This is a genomic window from Modestobacter sp. URMC 112 (genome assembly GCF_053502575.1).
This window is the reverse complement of sequence record NZ_CP199957.1, coordinates 4,473,479-4,487,366: the sequence shown is the minus strand read 5'-3', so window position 1 is coordinate 4,487,366 and position 13,888 is coordinate 4,473,479. Positions and strand designations below refer to the sequence as shown.

General features: G+C 76.1%; 11 protein-coding genes and 1 riboswitch. Of the genes, 3 read left to right on the top strand and 8 right to left on the bottom strand.

Going from position 1 to position 13,888, the window contains the following annotated elements:
• Nucleotides 1-51: 51 nt before the first annotated feature.
• The 5 genes from ACWIX6_RS21330 to ACWIX6_RS21310 form a co-directional block, all read right to left on the bottom strand.
• Nucleotides 52-1,551, bottom strand: a complete 1,500-nt coding sequence (locus tag ACWIX6_RS21330) for a precorrin-2 C(20)-methyltransferase (RefSeq protein WP_448614445.1) — start codon at nt 1,549-1,551, stop codon at nt 52-54.
• Complete coding sequence (locus ACWIX6_RS21325) at nt 1,548-2,168, bottom strand: precorrin-8X methylmutase (protein WP_448614444.1); 621 nt, start codon at nt 2,166-2,168, stop codon at nt 1,548-1,550. Before ACWIX6_RS21325 ends, ACWIX6_RS21330 begins: the two co-directional genes overlap by 4 nt.
• Entirely contained in the window at nt 2,168-3,346 is a 1,179-nt protein-coding gene (gene cobG, locus ACWIX6_RS21320; protein WP_448614443.1) for a precorrin-3B synthase, read from the bottom strand. Before cobG ends, ACWIX6_RS21325 begins: the two co-directional genes overlap by 1 nt.
• A gap of 13 nt (nt 3,347-3,359) precedes the next feature.
• Nucleotides 3,360-4,193: a DUF4383 domain-containing protein gene (locus ACWIX6_RS21315; protein ID WP_448614442.1), complete on the bottom strand. Its 834-nt coding sequence runs from the start codon at nt 4,191-4,193 to the stop codon at nt 3,360-3,362.
• A gap of 86 nt (nt 4,194-4,279) precedes the next feature.
• Entirely contained in the window at nt 4,280-5,065 is a 786-nt protein-coding gene (locus ACWIX6_RS21310) for a DUF4383 domain-containing protein (RefSeq protein ID WP_448614441.1), read from the bottom strand.
• 180 nt (nt 5,066-5,245) lie between these two features.
• Here ACWIX6_RS21310 and ACWIX6_RS21305 point away from each other — a divergent pair, with 180 nt between their 5' ends.
• Together ACWIX6_RS21305 and ACWIX6_RS21300 are read left to right on the top strand one after the other, a co-directional pair.
• Nucleotides 5,246-5,575 (top strand): tetratricopeptide repeat protein, encoded by a 330-nt coding sequence (locus ACWIX6_RS21305; protein WP_448614440.1) that lies wholly within the window; start codon nt 5,246-5,248, stop codon nt 5,573-5,575.
• Between the two features lie 340 nt (nt 5,576-5,915).
• The gene (locus tag ACWIX6_RS21300; RefSeq protein ID WP_448614439.1) at nt 5,916-6,473 is read left to right on the top strand and encodes an FKBP-type peptidyl-prolyl cis-trans isomerase; all 558 of its coding nucleotides are present in this window, start codon (nt 5,916-5,918) and stop codon (nt 6,471-6,473) included.
• 33 nt (nt 6,474-6,506) lie between these two features.
• Here the strand turns inward: ACWIX6_RS21300 and ACWIX6_RS21295 are convergent, their stop codons facing one another.
• The 3 genes from ACWIX6_RS21295 to ACWIX6_RS21285 are packed head-to-tail and all read right to left on the bottom strand — an operon-like array spanning nt 6,507 to nt 9,817.
• The gene (locus ACWIX6_RS21295) at nt 6,507-7,145 is read right to left on the bottom strand and encodes a response regulator (RefSeq protein ID WP_448614438.1); all 639 of its coding nucleotides are present in this window, start codon (nt 7,143-7,145) and stop codon (nt 6,507-6,509) included.
• A gap of 10 nt (nt 7,146-7,155) precedes the next feature.
• Entirely contained in the window at nt 7,156-9,084 is a 1,929-nt protein-coding gene (locus tag ACWIX6_RS21290) for a sensor histidine kinase (RefSeq protein ID WP_448614437.1), read from the bottom strand.
• Between the two features lie 31 nt (nt 9,085-9,115).
• Nucleotides 9,116-9,817 carry a hypothetical protein gene (locus ACWIX6_RS21285; protein WP_448614436.1) on the bottom strand — a complete coding sequence of 234 codons (702 nt, stop codon included), beginning with the start codon at nt 9,815-9,817 and terminating at the stop codon, nt 9,116-9,118.
• A gap of 204 nt (nt 9,818-10,021) precedes the next feature.
• Nucleotides 10,022-10,087: riboswitch (cobalamin riboswitch) on the top strand.
• Nucleotides 10,088-10,138: 51 nt separating this feature from the next.
• Between ACWIX6_RS21285 and cobN the strand changes: the two genes are divergently transcribed.
• Nucleotides 10,139-13,777, top strand: a complete 3,639-nt coding sequence (gene cobN / locus ACWIX6_RS21280; protein ID WP_448614435.1) for a cobaltochelatase subunit CobN — start codon at nt 10,139-10,141, stop codon at nt 13,775-13,777.
• Nucleotides 13,778-13,888 lie beyond the last annotated feature (111 nt).

The following is a 13,888-nucleotide window of genomic DNA, read 5'->3' as shown; positions in this document are numbered from 1 at the left end:
GCGCGTTCTGTTCCTCCCCGCCCACCTGCCGCGGGCGGGCGGGGTGGTCCGTCAGCCGGCCGGGTACCGGCGGCTGGTGAGGACCTGGCCGGACGGCGTCACCCGGGTCTGCGTCGAGCCGACGATGACCAGGCACCGCATGTCCACGGTCTCCGGGTCGAACTCGCCCAGCGTGGTCACCGTGACCGACTCCTCGGGGCCGCCGACGTCCCGGCCGACGACCACGACCGTCTCGGGCTTGCGTCCCTCCAGCAGCACGTCGCGGGCCTCTGCCAGCTGGTGCGGCCGGGCCTTGGACCGCGGGTTGTAGAGGGCGAGGACCAGGTCCGCGGCCGACGTGTGCCGCAGCCGCTCCACCACCACGTCCCAGGGCTTGAGCACGTCGGACAGCGACAGAACGGCGAAGTCGTGGCCCAGCGGCGCCCCCACCCGGGAGGCGACCGCCTGCGCGGCGGTGAGCCCGGGCAGCACCCGTACCCCGACGCCGGCGAACTCCGGCTCTGCGGCGACCTCGAGGACGGCCGCGGCCATGGCGAACACCCCGGGGTCGCCGCTGGACACCACCGCCACCCGCCGGCCCGACCGGGCCAGCCGGAGCGCCGCCGCGGCCCGCTCGGCCTCCACCCGGTTGTCGCTGGGATGCCGGACCTGCCGCGGGTTGGCCGGCACCCGGTCCAGGTAGGGCCCGTAGCCGACCAGGTCGTCGGCGCAGGCGAGCGCGTCGGCGACCTCCGGCGTCGTCCAGCTCCGCTGGCCCGGCCCCAGCCCGACGACGACGACGTCCCCGGGGTGCGGCTCGTCCTCGGCCCGCCCGGGCTGGTTCCCCGGTCCGGTCAGCTCGCTGGGCAGCAGGGCGAGGGAGAAGTAGGGGACGGTGTCCGGGTCGACCTCGGCCAGCGGCAGGATGCGTTGCTGGGCCGTCGTCGCCCGCTCGACGTAGAAGGCGCGGTCCAGCACCCCGGCGCCCTCGAAGGCGTCCCGGACGGTGCGGAAGGTCCGGCCGAGCTTCATGACCGCCGCGGAGTCGGTCGTGGCCAGCCACTCGGTGAGCTCCTCGGCGTCCAGCGTGCCGGGCAGCACGGTGAGCACCTCGTCCCGCTCCACCAGCGGCCGGCCGAGCACCGCGGCGGCGCCGCTGACGCTGGTCACCCCGGGCACCACCTCGGTCGGGTACCGGGAGGCCAGCCGCTTGTGCATGTGCATGTAGGAGCCGTAGAAGAACGGGTCGCCCTCGGCCAGCACGACGACGTCCCGGCCGGCGTCCAGGTGTGCTGCCAGCCGCGCGGCGGCGGCCTCGTAGAACTCGTCGATTGCGCCCTGGTAGCCGCCGGGGTGGTCGGTGGTCCCGGTGGTGACCGGGTACACCAGCAGCTCCTCGACCTGGCCCTCGCGCAGGTAGGGGGCGGCGAGCGCGCGGGCGACCGACCGGCCGTGCTGCGCGGCGTGGAAGGCCACGACGTCGGCCGCGCCGATCAGCCGGGCGGCCTTCACCGTCACCAGCTCCGGGTCGCCGGGCCCCAGGCCGACGCCGTAGAGGCGGCCCGTCGTCACTCCGCCTCGCTCGCGATCGCGTTCACGGCGGCGGCGGTGATCGCGCTGCCGCCGCGCCGGCCGCGGACGACCAGGAAGTCCAGGTCGGAGGCGGCCAGCGCCTCCTTGGACTCCACCGCACCGATGAAGCCCACCGGGATGCCGATCACCGCGGCGGGGCGGGGAGCACCGGCGGCGACCATCTCCAGCAGGTGGAACAGCGCGGTCGGGGCGTTGCCGATGGCGACGACCGCGCCCTCGAGCCGGTCGCCCCACAGCTCCAGGGCCGCGGCGGTGCGGGTCGTCGCCAGGTCGGCGGCCAGCGCCGGCGTCCGCGGGTCGTTGAGGGTGCAGACGACGTCGTTGTCCTTGGGCAGCCGGCGGCGGGTGACCCCGGCGGCGACCATCTGGGCGTCGCAGAGCACCGGCGCGCCGGCGTGCAGCGCCTCCCGGGCCCGGGCCACGACCTCGGCCGAGTAGGCCACGTCGTCCACCAGGTCGACCTGTCCGCAGGCGTGGACCATCCGGACGGCGACCCGGGCGACGTCCTCGGGCAGCCCGGTGAGGTCGGCCTCGGCGCGGATGGTGGCGAAGGACTGCCGGTAGATCTCGGCGCCGTCGTGCTCGTAGTCGTACATCAGTCCTCTTCGACTCGGTATCCGGCGGCGGTGGCGACGACGTCGACGACCGCGCCCTGCGGGCGGCCGCAACGGCGCTCGCAGCCGGCCCAGTGCTGCCGGGCGCCGCCGGCGGGCAGGCCGCCGGCCGCGACGGCGGCGGTGGCGTCGGCCCGGACGTCGGCCAGCGACCTCGCGCACCCCGGCCGGCCGGCGCAGGTGGTGACCTGCAGCCACGGGCTGGCCGCGTCGAACACCATGCCGGTCCGGTACAGGTCGACGGCGGCGTCGTCGACGGCGTCCTCGGCCAGGTCGGGCACCACGACGCTGCGCCACGGGGTCAGCTGCACCTCCGCGGTCAGGTCGGCGAGCAGCTCGGCCTGGCCGGCGGTCAGCCGGCCGAGCGGGACGACCCCGACCAGCGCCGTCCGCCCGTCGTCCTGGGGCACCGCGCCGACCGGACCGGCGGCCGGCGGCGCCGGCACCTCCACCGGGGGGCCCGGGGCGCGGTCCCGGCCCTGGAGCCGGCTGGCCACCCGGGCGGCGCCGTCGGCCAGCTCGGCCAGCCGCCAGGCGGCCGAGCCCTGGGAGTCGCGCTCGGCGAGGAAGGCGCGGGTGGCGGCCAGCGCCAGCGGGACGGCACCGGCCGGGGTCGCCCGCAGCCCCGAGTCGACGCCGGCGAGGGTCAGCGCGACCGACCCGGGGGAGACCGCCAGCAGGCCGACGTCGCCGCCGAGCCCGGCGACGTCGCCCCGGCCGTCGTCCAGGGTGGCCAGGTGGCGGCCCGGCAGGTCGGCCAGCGCCGGGTCGGCGCACAGCCCGGCGTCCAGCTCCCGCACCCAGGGCCGGACGTCCAGGTGACCACCGGCAGCGCGGCCGGACAGGGTGCTGGTCAGCACGTTGCGCACCCGTTCGTGGGTCTCGCTGGGCAGCAGGCCCACGGCCGCCAGGTGGGTGCCCAGCGCGGTCCCGCCCCCGGCGGGCAGGCCGCGCAGCTGCAGGTTGCCCCGGCTGGTCAGCTCGAGGTGCCCGTCGCCCAGGTCACGCGCGGCACCGGCCAGCGCCCGCAGCTGCGCCGCGGACAGCAGGCCGCCGGGGACCCGCACCCGGGCCAGGTCGCCGTCGGCGGCCGGATGGGTCTGCAGCGCGCCCGGGCAGGCGTCCACCCGGCTGCGGGTGGCGGAGGGCGCTGAGGACATGGCGTCCGCGAGGCTACTTCCCGACCGGACGCCGATCCCCGCCGCGCCGTGCCCTAAGGGACCCGACGGCCCGGCTGAGCGCCGAGCGGTGCGGTGCCGGGGACGGCGGCGCCGGTGGGAGCTCCGACGACGTCCACACCCGCCGCCGTTCCGCGCGGGTGTGCACGGCGGCCATCGCCTGGACCCGGCGACGCTGGTCCTCGGTGGCCCGGTGCTCGGCGACCGCGAGCTCGGCCTCGCGCATGGCGGCCTCGGCGGCGAACTCCTCCGGGGTCGACGGATAGGACTCCGGCGGGACCTCGGGGCCGGTGGCCGGGTGCGCGTACGGGCTGTCGTCGGGCAGGTTGCCGCTCACCCGCCCGTACGCGCCGAGGACCAGCAGCACCAGCCCGACGCCGATGGAGAACAGCACGTTGCGCATCTCGAACGCGAGGACGTTGAAGGAGGTGCGCAGCACCGCGAGGTTCACCAGCGCCGAGAGCAGGAACAGCGAGCCCACGACCATCATCACCGTCGAGGCGACCCGGGGACCGAGCAGGGCGGCGCCGAACAGGACGGCGCCGACCACCACCGACAGGGCGGACAGCAGGCCGTTGGACGACAGTCCGAGCACCCGCTCGCCGTCGGTGGCGAAGAAGTCCAGGCCACCGGCGAAACCGAGCACCCCGAACAGCAGCAGGAACACCGCCACCACGAGGGCCCCGGTCCGCTGGACGAGGAACACCCGGCTGCCGGCGGACCGCCCAGGACCGGGTGGGTCCGCGTCCCGGTGCTCCGGGCCGGCGGCTCCGCGCGGGACGTCGTGCGGCCGGCTGGGATGCGGACGGAAGTGGCTTCTCACGCTCATGACGCGCTCCCTGGCGAGGCTCCCAGCGTAGTCCCGATCCGGCGTCCCGGACGCGTCCGCACGCGTCCTCCGGGGGTCCTCAGGGCTCAGCCGATCGCCGTCCGCTCGCACTCGGTCCACACCCGGCGGCGGTCGGCCCGGGTGCGGACCTCCGCCATCGCGGCGACCCGCCGGGCCTGCTCCGGGGTGGCCCGGTGCTCGGCCACGGCCAGCTCCGCCGCCCGCATGGCGGCCTCGACCGCCCGTTCCTCGGGGGTGGTGGCGTAGTGCTCCGGCTCCATGAACTCGGCGTCGGTCGCCGCGGGGTCGGCGCCGGCCCGGTACGGGCTGTCGTCGGGGAGGTTGCCGCTCACCCGCCCGTAGGCGCCCAGCACCAGCAGGAAGACACCGGCGCACAGCGAGAAGACCACGTTGGCCATGGAGAAGGCCAGGATGTTGAAGCTGGAGTTGAGCGCTGCCAGGTTGGCCAGCGCGGACAGCAGGAAGGCGATCCCGAGGAGCAGCATCACCGTGGAGGCGGGGCGTGCCCCGCGGACGGCGGCGGCGACCAGGACCACCGCCGTGAGGATGGAGATCGCCGACAGCAGGTTGTTCGAGGACAGCCCGGCGATGCGCCCTCCCTCGGTGGAGAAGTAGTCGAGGCGCTCCAGGAAACCGAGGAGGCCGAAGGTGGCCAGCACCGCGGCGAGCAGGACGGCGCCGGCCCGCTGCACCAGCGCGACCTGGCCGCCGCCCTCGCCGGGCCGGCCCTCGTCCCTGGCGCCCGGCGGGGGGCCGGCCGGCGAGGGTGCGGTGGCCGGCGCCGCCTGCGGCGGGGACGCCGGCGGTGCCGGGGACGCCGTCGGCGCCGGAGCGGCGCCGGGCGCGGTCACTGCCGCGGTCCGGCGGGGTCGGAGGGTGTCGCGTAGGCCCATGGGGTCCTCCGTCCAGAGGGGTGCTGATGTACCCCTCCTTCGGGTGGCCATGGCTTCCCGGATGCAGGAGCTCACGGACAGTTGTCGCGGGATGCCGGCGAGCCGTTCCGGTGTTGCCGCACCGGAGAGGAGAACGACATGAGCCAGCCGAACGAGATCGACCTGCACTCGGAGTACCTGCGGGCGGACCTGTTCTTCGCGATGGGGCAGCCGACCGAGGCGGCGCGGATCCTCGAGCCCCTGGTGGCCGCCGAGCCCGACCACCAGGCCGCCCTGGAGCTGCTGGCCCGCAGCTACTTCGGGTCGGCGCAGCTCAGCCGGGCCGAGGAGGCGCTGACCCGGCTGGTCGAGCTGTCGCCGGCCAACGGGTGGGCCCGCCGGGCGCTGGCCCGCACCCTGGAGCGGCAGAGCCGGGCGGACGAGGCCGTCGTCCACCACCGGGTCGCCGACGCCCTCGGCGCCGCCTGAGAAAGGACCCCGCTGCCCCCCACCACTCGCAGGCTCGTGGCGGGCCCCTGCAGCGGGGCCACGCTGCCCCCGGCCCGCTCCAGGGGCCCGGCCCGAGCTCGCGAGGGTCGGGGAGGAGCGGGTCCTTCCTCTCGTGGCGGGCCCCTGCAGCGGGGCCACGCTGCCCCCGGCCCGCTCCAGGGGCCCGGCCCGAGCTCGCGAGGGTCGGGGAGGAGCGGGTCCTTCCTCTCGTGGCGGGCCCCTGCAGCGGGGCCATGCTGCCCGCGGCCAGTACCGCAGGACCAGCCGCGGCCGACGTTCCCGCGGGGACGCGGGCGCCCTCCGGTTACAGTCGGTGCCCATGATCTGCCGCACCGCCACGCACGCTCTGCTCGCGCTCGTCGTCACCGCCTCTCTCGCCGCGTGCGGGGGCGAGGAGGCCTCGACCGCGACCGGGTCCGACGCGGCCTCCGGTTCCGCCGGGTCCCAGGAGTGCGAGAGCCGGCCTGCTCCGGCGGAGGCCCCGGCCGGTGTCTCCACCGACCTGACCCAGGCGCCCGAGGTGCCGCCCTCGGACGCCGCGCCGCCGTGCGAGCTGGAGGTCAGCGACGTCGTGGTCGGCCCGGGCGCCGAGGCCGTCGAGGGCTCCACCGTCGCGCTGAAGTACGTCGGCGCCTTCTACGAGACCGGCGAGGAGTTCGACTCCTCCTGGAGCCGCGGCGCCGACGAGACGCTGCCGGTCACCCTCGGCGAGGGGCGGGTCATCCCCGGCTTCGAGCAGGCGGTCTACGGCATGCAGGTCGGAGGGCGCCGGCTGGTGACCATCCCCAGCGACCTCGGCTACGGCCCGGCGGGCCAGGGCCCGATCCCCGGCGACGCCACCCTGGTGTTCGTGCTGGACCTCGTCTCCGTGACCTGATCGGCGGGCAGAGGGCGAGGACCCCGACCGGCGTCAGGAGCTGCCGCCCAGGCCGGCGTCCCGGGCCCGCAGGACCGCCTCCGTCCGGTCCCGGACGCCGAGCTTCGCGAACACCGCGGTGATGTTGTTGCGGACGGTCTTCTCGGACAGGAAGAGCCGCCGCGCGATCTCCTGGTTGGCCAGCCCGGCCGCCATCAGGTCCAGCACCTCCCGCTCGCGGTCGGTCAGCTCGGGGAAGGGCCTGGCCACCACCCCCGCCCCGGCGGTGAAGAAGGCGCGCAGTCGACGGGCGACCTGCGCCCCGTACACCGCCTCGCCGGCGGCCACGGCGGTCAGCGCTCGGCCGATCTCGGCCTGGCCGGCACCCTTCAGCACGTAGCCCAGGGCGCCGGCCTGCACGGCGGCGAAGAGCGCGTCGTCGTCATCGACCATGGTCAGCACCAGCACCCGGACGTCGGGGTCCTCGGCGACCAGCCGCCGGGTCGCCTCGATGCCCGACAGCCGCGGCATCTGCAGGTCCATGAAGACGATGTCGGGACGTTCCCGCCGGACGGCGGCCAGCGCCTCCTCCCCGTCGGTGGCCTCGGCCACGACCTCCACCCCGAGGTCCTCCAGCAGCACCCGCAGACCGGCCCGGAACACCGGGTGGTCATCGGCGACGACGGCCCTCACGAGCGGGCCCTCACGAGCGCGGCTGTCTGGGCAGGACCGCGTGTACCCGGGTGCCCACCGCCCCGGCCGCGGCGACCTCACAGTGCCCACCGAGCTCGGCCGCGCGCTCCCGCATCGAGGCCAGGCCGACGCCCGCCGTCCGGTCGGCCGGCAGCCCCGAGCCGTCGTCCAGGACGTCGATCTCCAGCTCGTCCGCGCCACCCCGGACACACACGCTGACCCGGGTCGCCCCGGCGTGCCGCCGGGCGTTGTGCACCGCCTCCTGGGCGATGCGGAACGCGGCGACCTCCAGCGCGGCAGGCAGGTCCGCCAGGTCGCCGTCCGCCTCCACGGTCACGTGCGGGCCGCCGTCGGTCGGCGACGCGACGCCGATCTGCAGCGCCCCCACCAGGCCGAGGTCGTCCAGGGCGGGCGGCCGGAGACCGTGCACCAGCCGACGGACGTCGGCGACCGCGTCGGCCGCCTGGGCGCTCGCCGAACCGACCAGCCCCCCGGCGCGCTCCCGGTCGTCGCGGCGGAGCGCCGAACAGGCGGTGTCCAGGGTCATCACCACGGCCGACAGCTGCGGGCCGAGCCCGTCGTGCAGGTCCCGCCGCAACCGCCGCCGCTCCTCCTCCCGAGCGGTGACGAGCCGCTCGCGCGACTCCTGCAGGTCACCGGACAGCCGTTCGGCGTAGGCGGCAGCGGCCAGCCGGCCGGCGAGGTCGCGCAGCAGCCGGCCGTCGGCCGGTTCCGGGACCGGGGCGCCCGACCGGCCGGTGACGACCAGGTCGCCGACCGGCTCGCCGTGCAGCACCAGCGGGATCCGGTCGGCGCCCGCGGGCACCGAGCCGGCCTGCTCCCGGACGACGGCCCCGCCGGGGAGCAGCACCTCGACGGCGGTCCCGCCCAGGCGCAGGCCCGAGGCGACCACCTCCGCTCCCTGTTGCAGTGCCTGCCGTGGCGTCGCTGCCTCGCGGAGAGCCGTGTCGAGCCGGGTGAGCAGGGCGTAGGGGTCGCCCCGGTCCCCGCGCAGCAGCCGGTCGACCGAGCGCTGGACGCGCAGCCGGGCCGGGTGGAAGGCGAGCGCGACCGCGAACGCCGCGACGAAGGGCGCCGCCCCGCCCCGGTCCCCGAGCAGCGCCCCCGCCCAGGCGACGACCGCGGCGTAGACCACGGCGGTCAGCCCGAAGAGGACGGCCACCACCAAGGTGCGGTTGACCAGGACGTCGATGTCGTACAGCCGGTAGCGGAGCGCCGCGACGGCCAGGCCCGCCGGGACCAGCAGCACGCCCAGGGCCACCCCCCACCACGGGGCCAGGAAGGTGGCCGCGATGGCGGCGACCACGCCGTAGGCGACCCAGGCCAGCTGGCGGCGCTCGACGGCGTCGGCCCGGCGGGCGCGGACGGTGAGCGAGAGCAGTCCGGCGCCGAGGAGCAGCGCCACCGACGAGGTGAAGCCGGGTTCGCCGAACGGGTCCCGCGGGCCGGAGGGCAGAGCCAGGGCCACCGTCGTCGCGGCGGTCAGGGCGGATGCCGCTGCGAGAGGCAGGCGCCACAGCCCGGGCAGCGGCCGGCCGTGCGGCAGCACCTGGGGCAGCACGGTGACGACCAGCAGCAGCGCCGGCGCCCAGCTCCACGACCGCAGCCAGCCGGCCGTCCCGTCGTCGCCCCCGGCGAAGGCCCACGACGTCGCGAGGACGTACAGCGCCGCGGACAGGCCGACGGCGAGCAGCAGCCAGCCCAACCTGCGGGCGGCCGGGACGCCGGCCAGCAGCGCGCCGACGGCGGCGAAGGAGGGCGCCAGCACCGGCTCCGGGGTGCGGAACAGGTCCGGGAGCCAGTCCCCGCCCACGAGCAGCGGCAGGCCCAGGGCGACCAGGGTCCCGGTGCAGGCCATGGCGGCGAGCAGCCGGGCCGCCTGGACGGCGGCCCGGCTGCTCGGCGGGCGCAGGTGCATGGAGGCAGACCGTAGAGGGAGGTGGCCGGTCTCAGGCGGCGTCCGCGCCGGCGTCCCCACGGCGGGTCAGGTGCGCGGCCAGGCCCAGGGCGCCGGCCAGGAAGAGCCAGTGCGGGTCGACCGGCCCGACGGCACCGACGGTGAAGTCCAGCAGCAGGAAGACCAGCCACGTGGCGGGGATCCAGCGGGGCACGGCGCGGGTGCGGAGCAGGCCTCCGGTGAGCACCAGCATGCCGAGCACCGTGCCGGCCAGGAAGGGCAGGAGGAAGAGGCAGGCCAGCACCGGTGAGGACTGGGCACCCTCCAGGACGGCCGCTGCGGCCGGGACGTCACCGCGGGAGGCCGGCAGCTGCAGCAGGCCCAGCACGTGGATGCCGACGAAGCCCCACATGCCCGCCGCCAGGAGCGTGCCGGCGGCGGCACCGGCGCGCGGTGCGCGGCCGGCCAGCACGCGGGCCGCGGCCAGGAAGCCGATGAGCATGAACGGGACGGCCAGGGTGCCCAGCACCGCGCGGGTGCCGTACAGCGGCGCGTTCTCGGCGACCAGGCGCAACTGGTCTGCCACCTGGTCCGGCTTGGCAGGGAGGAACTGGGCGAGCACCGCCTCGGCGGTGTTGAGGGTGGCGCCCACCACGAGACCCACCGCGGCGAGCCGCCGGCCGGGCAGGGCCGGCGGTGCCGTCGGGGTGGTGGTGGCGCTGTGGGTGGTGCGGGCGGTGACGGTGGTGGGCACGGTGTGCTGACTCCCGGTCCAGCGGCGGGCTGTTCCTGCCGGTGTGCGGCCAGCGTCGGCCCGGCGACGTCCCGGGCACATGGGAGCCAGGTCCCCTTCCGACCGGGACACGGGGACGGGCTCCGGCCGCGGTCCGTGGCCGGTGGCCGGCCCGGCCCCCGGGACACCAGGCGGTACCGTCGCCGCCATCACGGCAGTGTCAGCAGGGAAGCCGGTGCGAGCCCGGCGCGGTCCCGCCACTGTGAGCCCGTCCGGGCGAGCCAGACACCTCGGCTGCCGTGCCCGACGACCCGGGGCGCGGACCCCGAGGGAGGCACTGCCGTGAGCGCACGCACCTTCACCCTGCTCTCCACCTCCGACACCGACCTGCTGTCGGCCCGGTCCAGCGCCGCGGACTGGCGGCTCGGCAACCCGTCCCGGCTCGGTGCGGCCGGCATGGTCGCGTTGGCCGAGGGCAGCGACCTGGTCGTCGTGCGGATCCTCGGGGTGCGCCGGCAGTACGAGGAGGACCTCGCCCCGCTGCTGGCCGGACCGGCGCCGGTCGTCGTCCTGGGCGGTGAGCAGGTGCCCGACGCCGAGCTCATGGAGCTGTCCACCGTGCCGATGGGCGTGGCGACCGAGGCGCACGGTTACCTGGCGCAGGGCGGCCCGGACAACCTCGAGCAGCTGCACCGCTTCCTCGGTGACACGGTGCTGCTGGAGGGGGAGGGGTTCGAGCCGCCCGCTGTCGCCCCGGAGTGGGGCCTCCTGGAGCGGCCCTCCCGCCGGGACGACGGCCCGGTCATCGCCGTCCTCTACTACCGGGCGCACCAGCTGTCCGGGAACACCGGCTTCGTCGAGGCGATCTGCACCGCCATCGAGGACGCCGGCGGGCGCCCGCTGCCGGTGTTCACCGCGTCGCTGCGCAGCGTGGAGCCCGGGCTGGTCGAGGTGCTGCGCACCGCCGACGCCCTGGTGGTCACGGTGCTCGCAGCCGGCGGCTCCAGGCCGGCCACCGCGCAGGCCGGCGGGGACGACGGCGCCTGGGACGTGGGGGAGCTGGCGGGACTGGACGTCCCGGTCGTCCAGGGGCTGTGCCTGACCAGCTCCCGCGCCGACTGGGCCGCGAACGACGACGGGCTGTCCCCGCTGGACGTCGGCAACCAGGTCGCCATCCCGGAGTTCGACGGGCGGCTGATCAGCGTGCCGTTCTCCTTCAAGGAGACCGACGCCGACGGTCTCACCTCCTACGTGGCCGACCCGGAGCGGGCCGCCCGGGTGGCCGGGACGGCGGTCGCGCACGCCCGGCTGCGGCACACGCCGCCCGCCGAGCGCCGGATCGTGGTGATGCTCTCCGCCTACCCCACCAAGCACGCCCGGATCGGCAACGCGGTCGGCCTGGACACCCCGGCGTCGGTGGTCCGGCTGCTCGCCGCGATGGCCGGCCAGGGCTACGACGTCGGCCCGTTCGACGGGCCCGGCGCGCTGCCCGGGCTGGCCGAGCTGGACGGCGACGCGCTGGTGCACGCGCTCATCGCCGCCGGCGGGCAGGACGAGGACTGGCTCACCGAGGAGCAGCTGTCCGGCAACCCGGTGCGGATCCCCGCCGCCGAGTACCGGCGCTTCTTCGACACCCTCCCCGCCGAGCTGCGCACGGCGATGGTCGAGCACTGGGGAGAGGCGCCGGGGTCGCTGTTCGTCTCCCCCGGCCAGGCCGGCGACGACGTCGTCTTCGCCGCGCTGCGGGCCGGGAACGTCGTCGTCATGGTCCAGCCGCCGCGCGGCTTCGGGGAGAACCCGATCGCGATCTACCACGACCCGGACCTGCCGCCCTCGCACCACTACCTGGCCGCCTACTGGTGGCTGCGGTCGGTGTTCGGCGCGCACGCGATGGTGCACGTCGGCAAGCACGGCAACCTGGAGTGGCTGCCGGGCAAGACCGTCGGGATGTCCGCCGCCTGCGGTCCGGACGCCGCGATCGGCGACCTGCCGCTGGTCTACCCGTTCCTGGTCAACGACCCCGGCGAGGGCACCCAGGCCAAGCGCCGCGCGCACGCCACCCTGGTCGACCACATGGTCCCGCCGATGGCCCGCGCCGACTCCTACGGCGACATCGCCCGGCTGGAGCAGCTGCTCGACGAGCACGCCAACATCGCGGCGATGGACCCGGCGAAGCTCCCCGCCGTCCGGCAGCAGATCTGGACCCTGCTGCAGGCCGCCAAGCTCGATCACGACCTGGGCCTGGCCGAGCGGCCCGAGGACGACCACTTCGACGAGATGATCCTGCACGTCGACGGCTGGCTCTGTGAGATCAAGGACTCCCAGATCCGCGACGGCCTGCACGTGCTCGGCTCCCCGCCCAGCGGTCAGAACCGGGTGGACCTGGTGCTGGCCATGCTGCGTGCCCGCCAGATCTGGGGCGGCTCGGTCGCGCTGCCCGGGCTGCGGGAGGCGCTCGGGCTGACCGAGGACGGCACCGCCGGGCTGCACGCCACCGACGCGGTCGAGGCGCAGGCGGCCGCGCTCGTCGCCGGCATGGAGGCCGCGGGCTGGACGCCGGCGGCCGTGCCGGACGTCGTCCGCGAGGTGCTCGGCGATCCGCACGAGCAGGTCGCCGCCGTCCTGCGGTTCGCCGTCGACGAGGTGGTGCCCCGGCTGGAGCGCACCACCGACGAGCTCGACATGACCCTGCACGCGCTGGACGGTGGCTACGTGCCGGCCGGGCCCTCGGGCTCACCGCTGCGCGGGCTGGTCAACGTGCTGCCGACCGGCCGGAACTTCTACTCCGTCGACCCCCGCGCCATCCCCTCCCGGCTGGCCTGGGAGACCGGCTCGGCGATGGCAGAGTCGCTGGTGGAGCGCTACCGCGCCGACTCCGACGGGGCCTACCCGCCCTCGGTCGGGCTGTCGGTCTGGGGCACCTCGGCGATGCGGACGGCGGGCGACGACGTGGCCGAGGTCCTCGCGCTGCTCGGTGTCCGGCCGGTCTGGGACGACGCGTCGCGGCGGGTCACCGGCCTGGAGCCGATCGACCTGGCCGAGCTGGGCCGGCCGCGGATCGACGTCACCGTGCGGATCAGCGGTTTCTTCCGGGACGCCTTCCCGCACGTGGTGACCATGCTCGACGACGCCGTCACCCTGGTGGCGGGCCTGGACGAGGACGCGGGCGACAACTACGTGAAGGCGCACGTGGACGCCGACGAGGCGACGCACGGCGACCGCCGGCGGGCGACCACCCGGGTGTTCGGCTCCAAGCCCGGCGCCTACGGGGCGGGGCTGCTGTCGCTCATCGACTCCCGGGACTGGCGCGGCGACGCGGACCTGGCCGAGGTCTACGCGGTGTGGGGCGGGTACGCGTACGGCCGCGGCCTGGACGGCGTCAACGCCCGGCCGGACATGGAGACCGCCTACCGGCGGATCGCGGTGGCGGCCAAGAACGTCGACACCCGCGAGCACGACATCGCCGACTCCGACGACTACTTCCAGTACCACGGCGGGATGGTCGCCACCGTCCGCGCGCTGACCGGGACCTCGCCGGCGGCCTACATCGGCGACTCCACCCGTCCCGAGCAGGTGAAGACCCGGTCGCTGGTCGAGGAGACCTCCCGGGTGTTCCGGGCCCGGGTGGTCAACCCGAAGTGGCTGGCCGCGATGCGCCGGCACGGCTACAAGGGCGCCTTCGAGCTGGCCGCCACCGTCGACTACCTGTTCGGCTACGACGCCACCACCGGCGTGGTCGCCGACTGGATGTACGAGAAGCTCGCCCAGACCTACGTGCTGGACCCGGAGAACCGCGAGTTCATGGAGCGGTCCAACCCGTGGGCGCTGCACGGCATCGCCGAGCGGCTGCTGGAGGCCGTCGACCGGCAGATGTGGGCCGAGCCGGACCCCGCGCTGCTGGCCGAGCTGCAGCAGGCCTACCTCGACACCGAGGGCGACCTCGAGGGCGGCGACACCCCCGCGCAGACCGCTTCTCGCTGACGAAGGACCCCGTTCCCCCCACTGGCCCCGTCTAGAGGCTCGTCCCGAGCCTGCGAGGGATGAGCCGGCCCCGTCCAGAGGCTCGTCCCGAGCCTGCGAGGGACGAGGGGG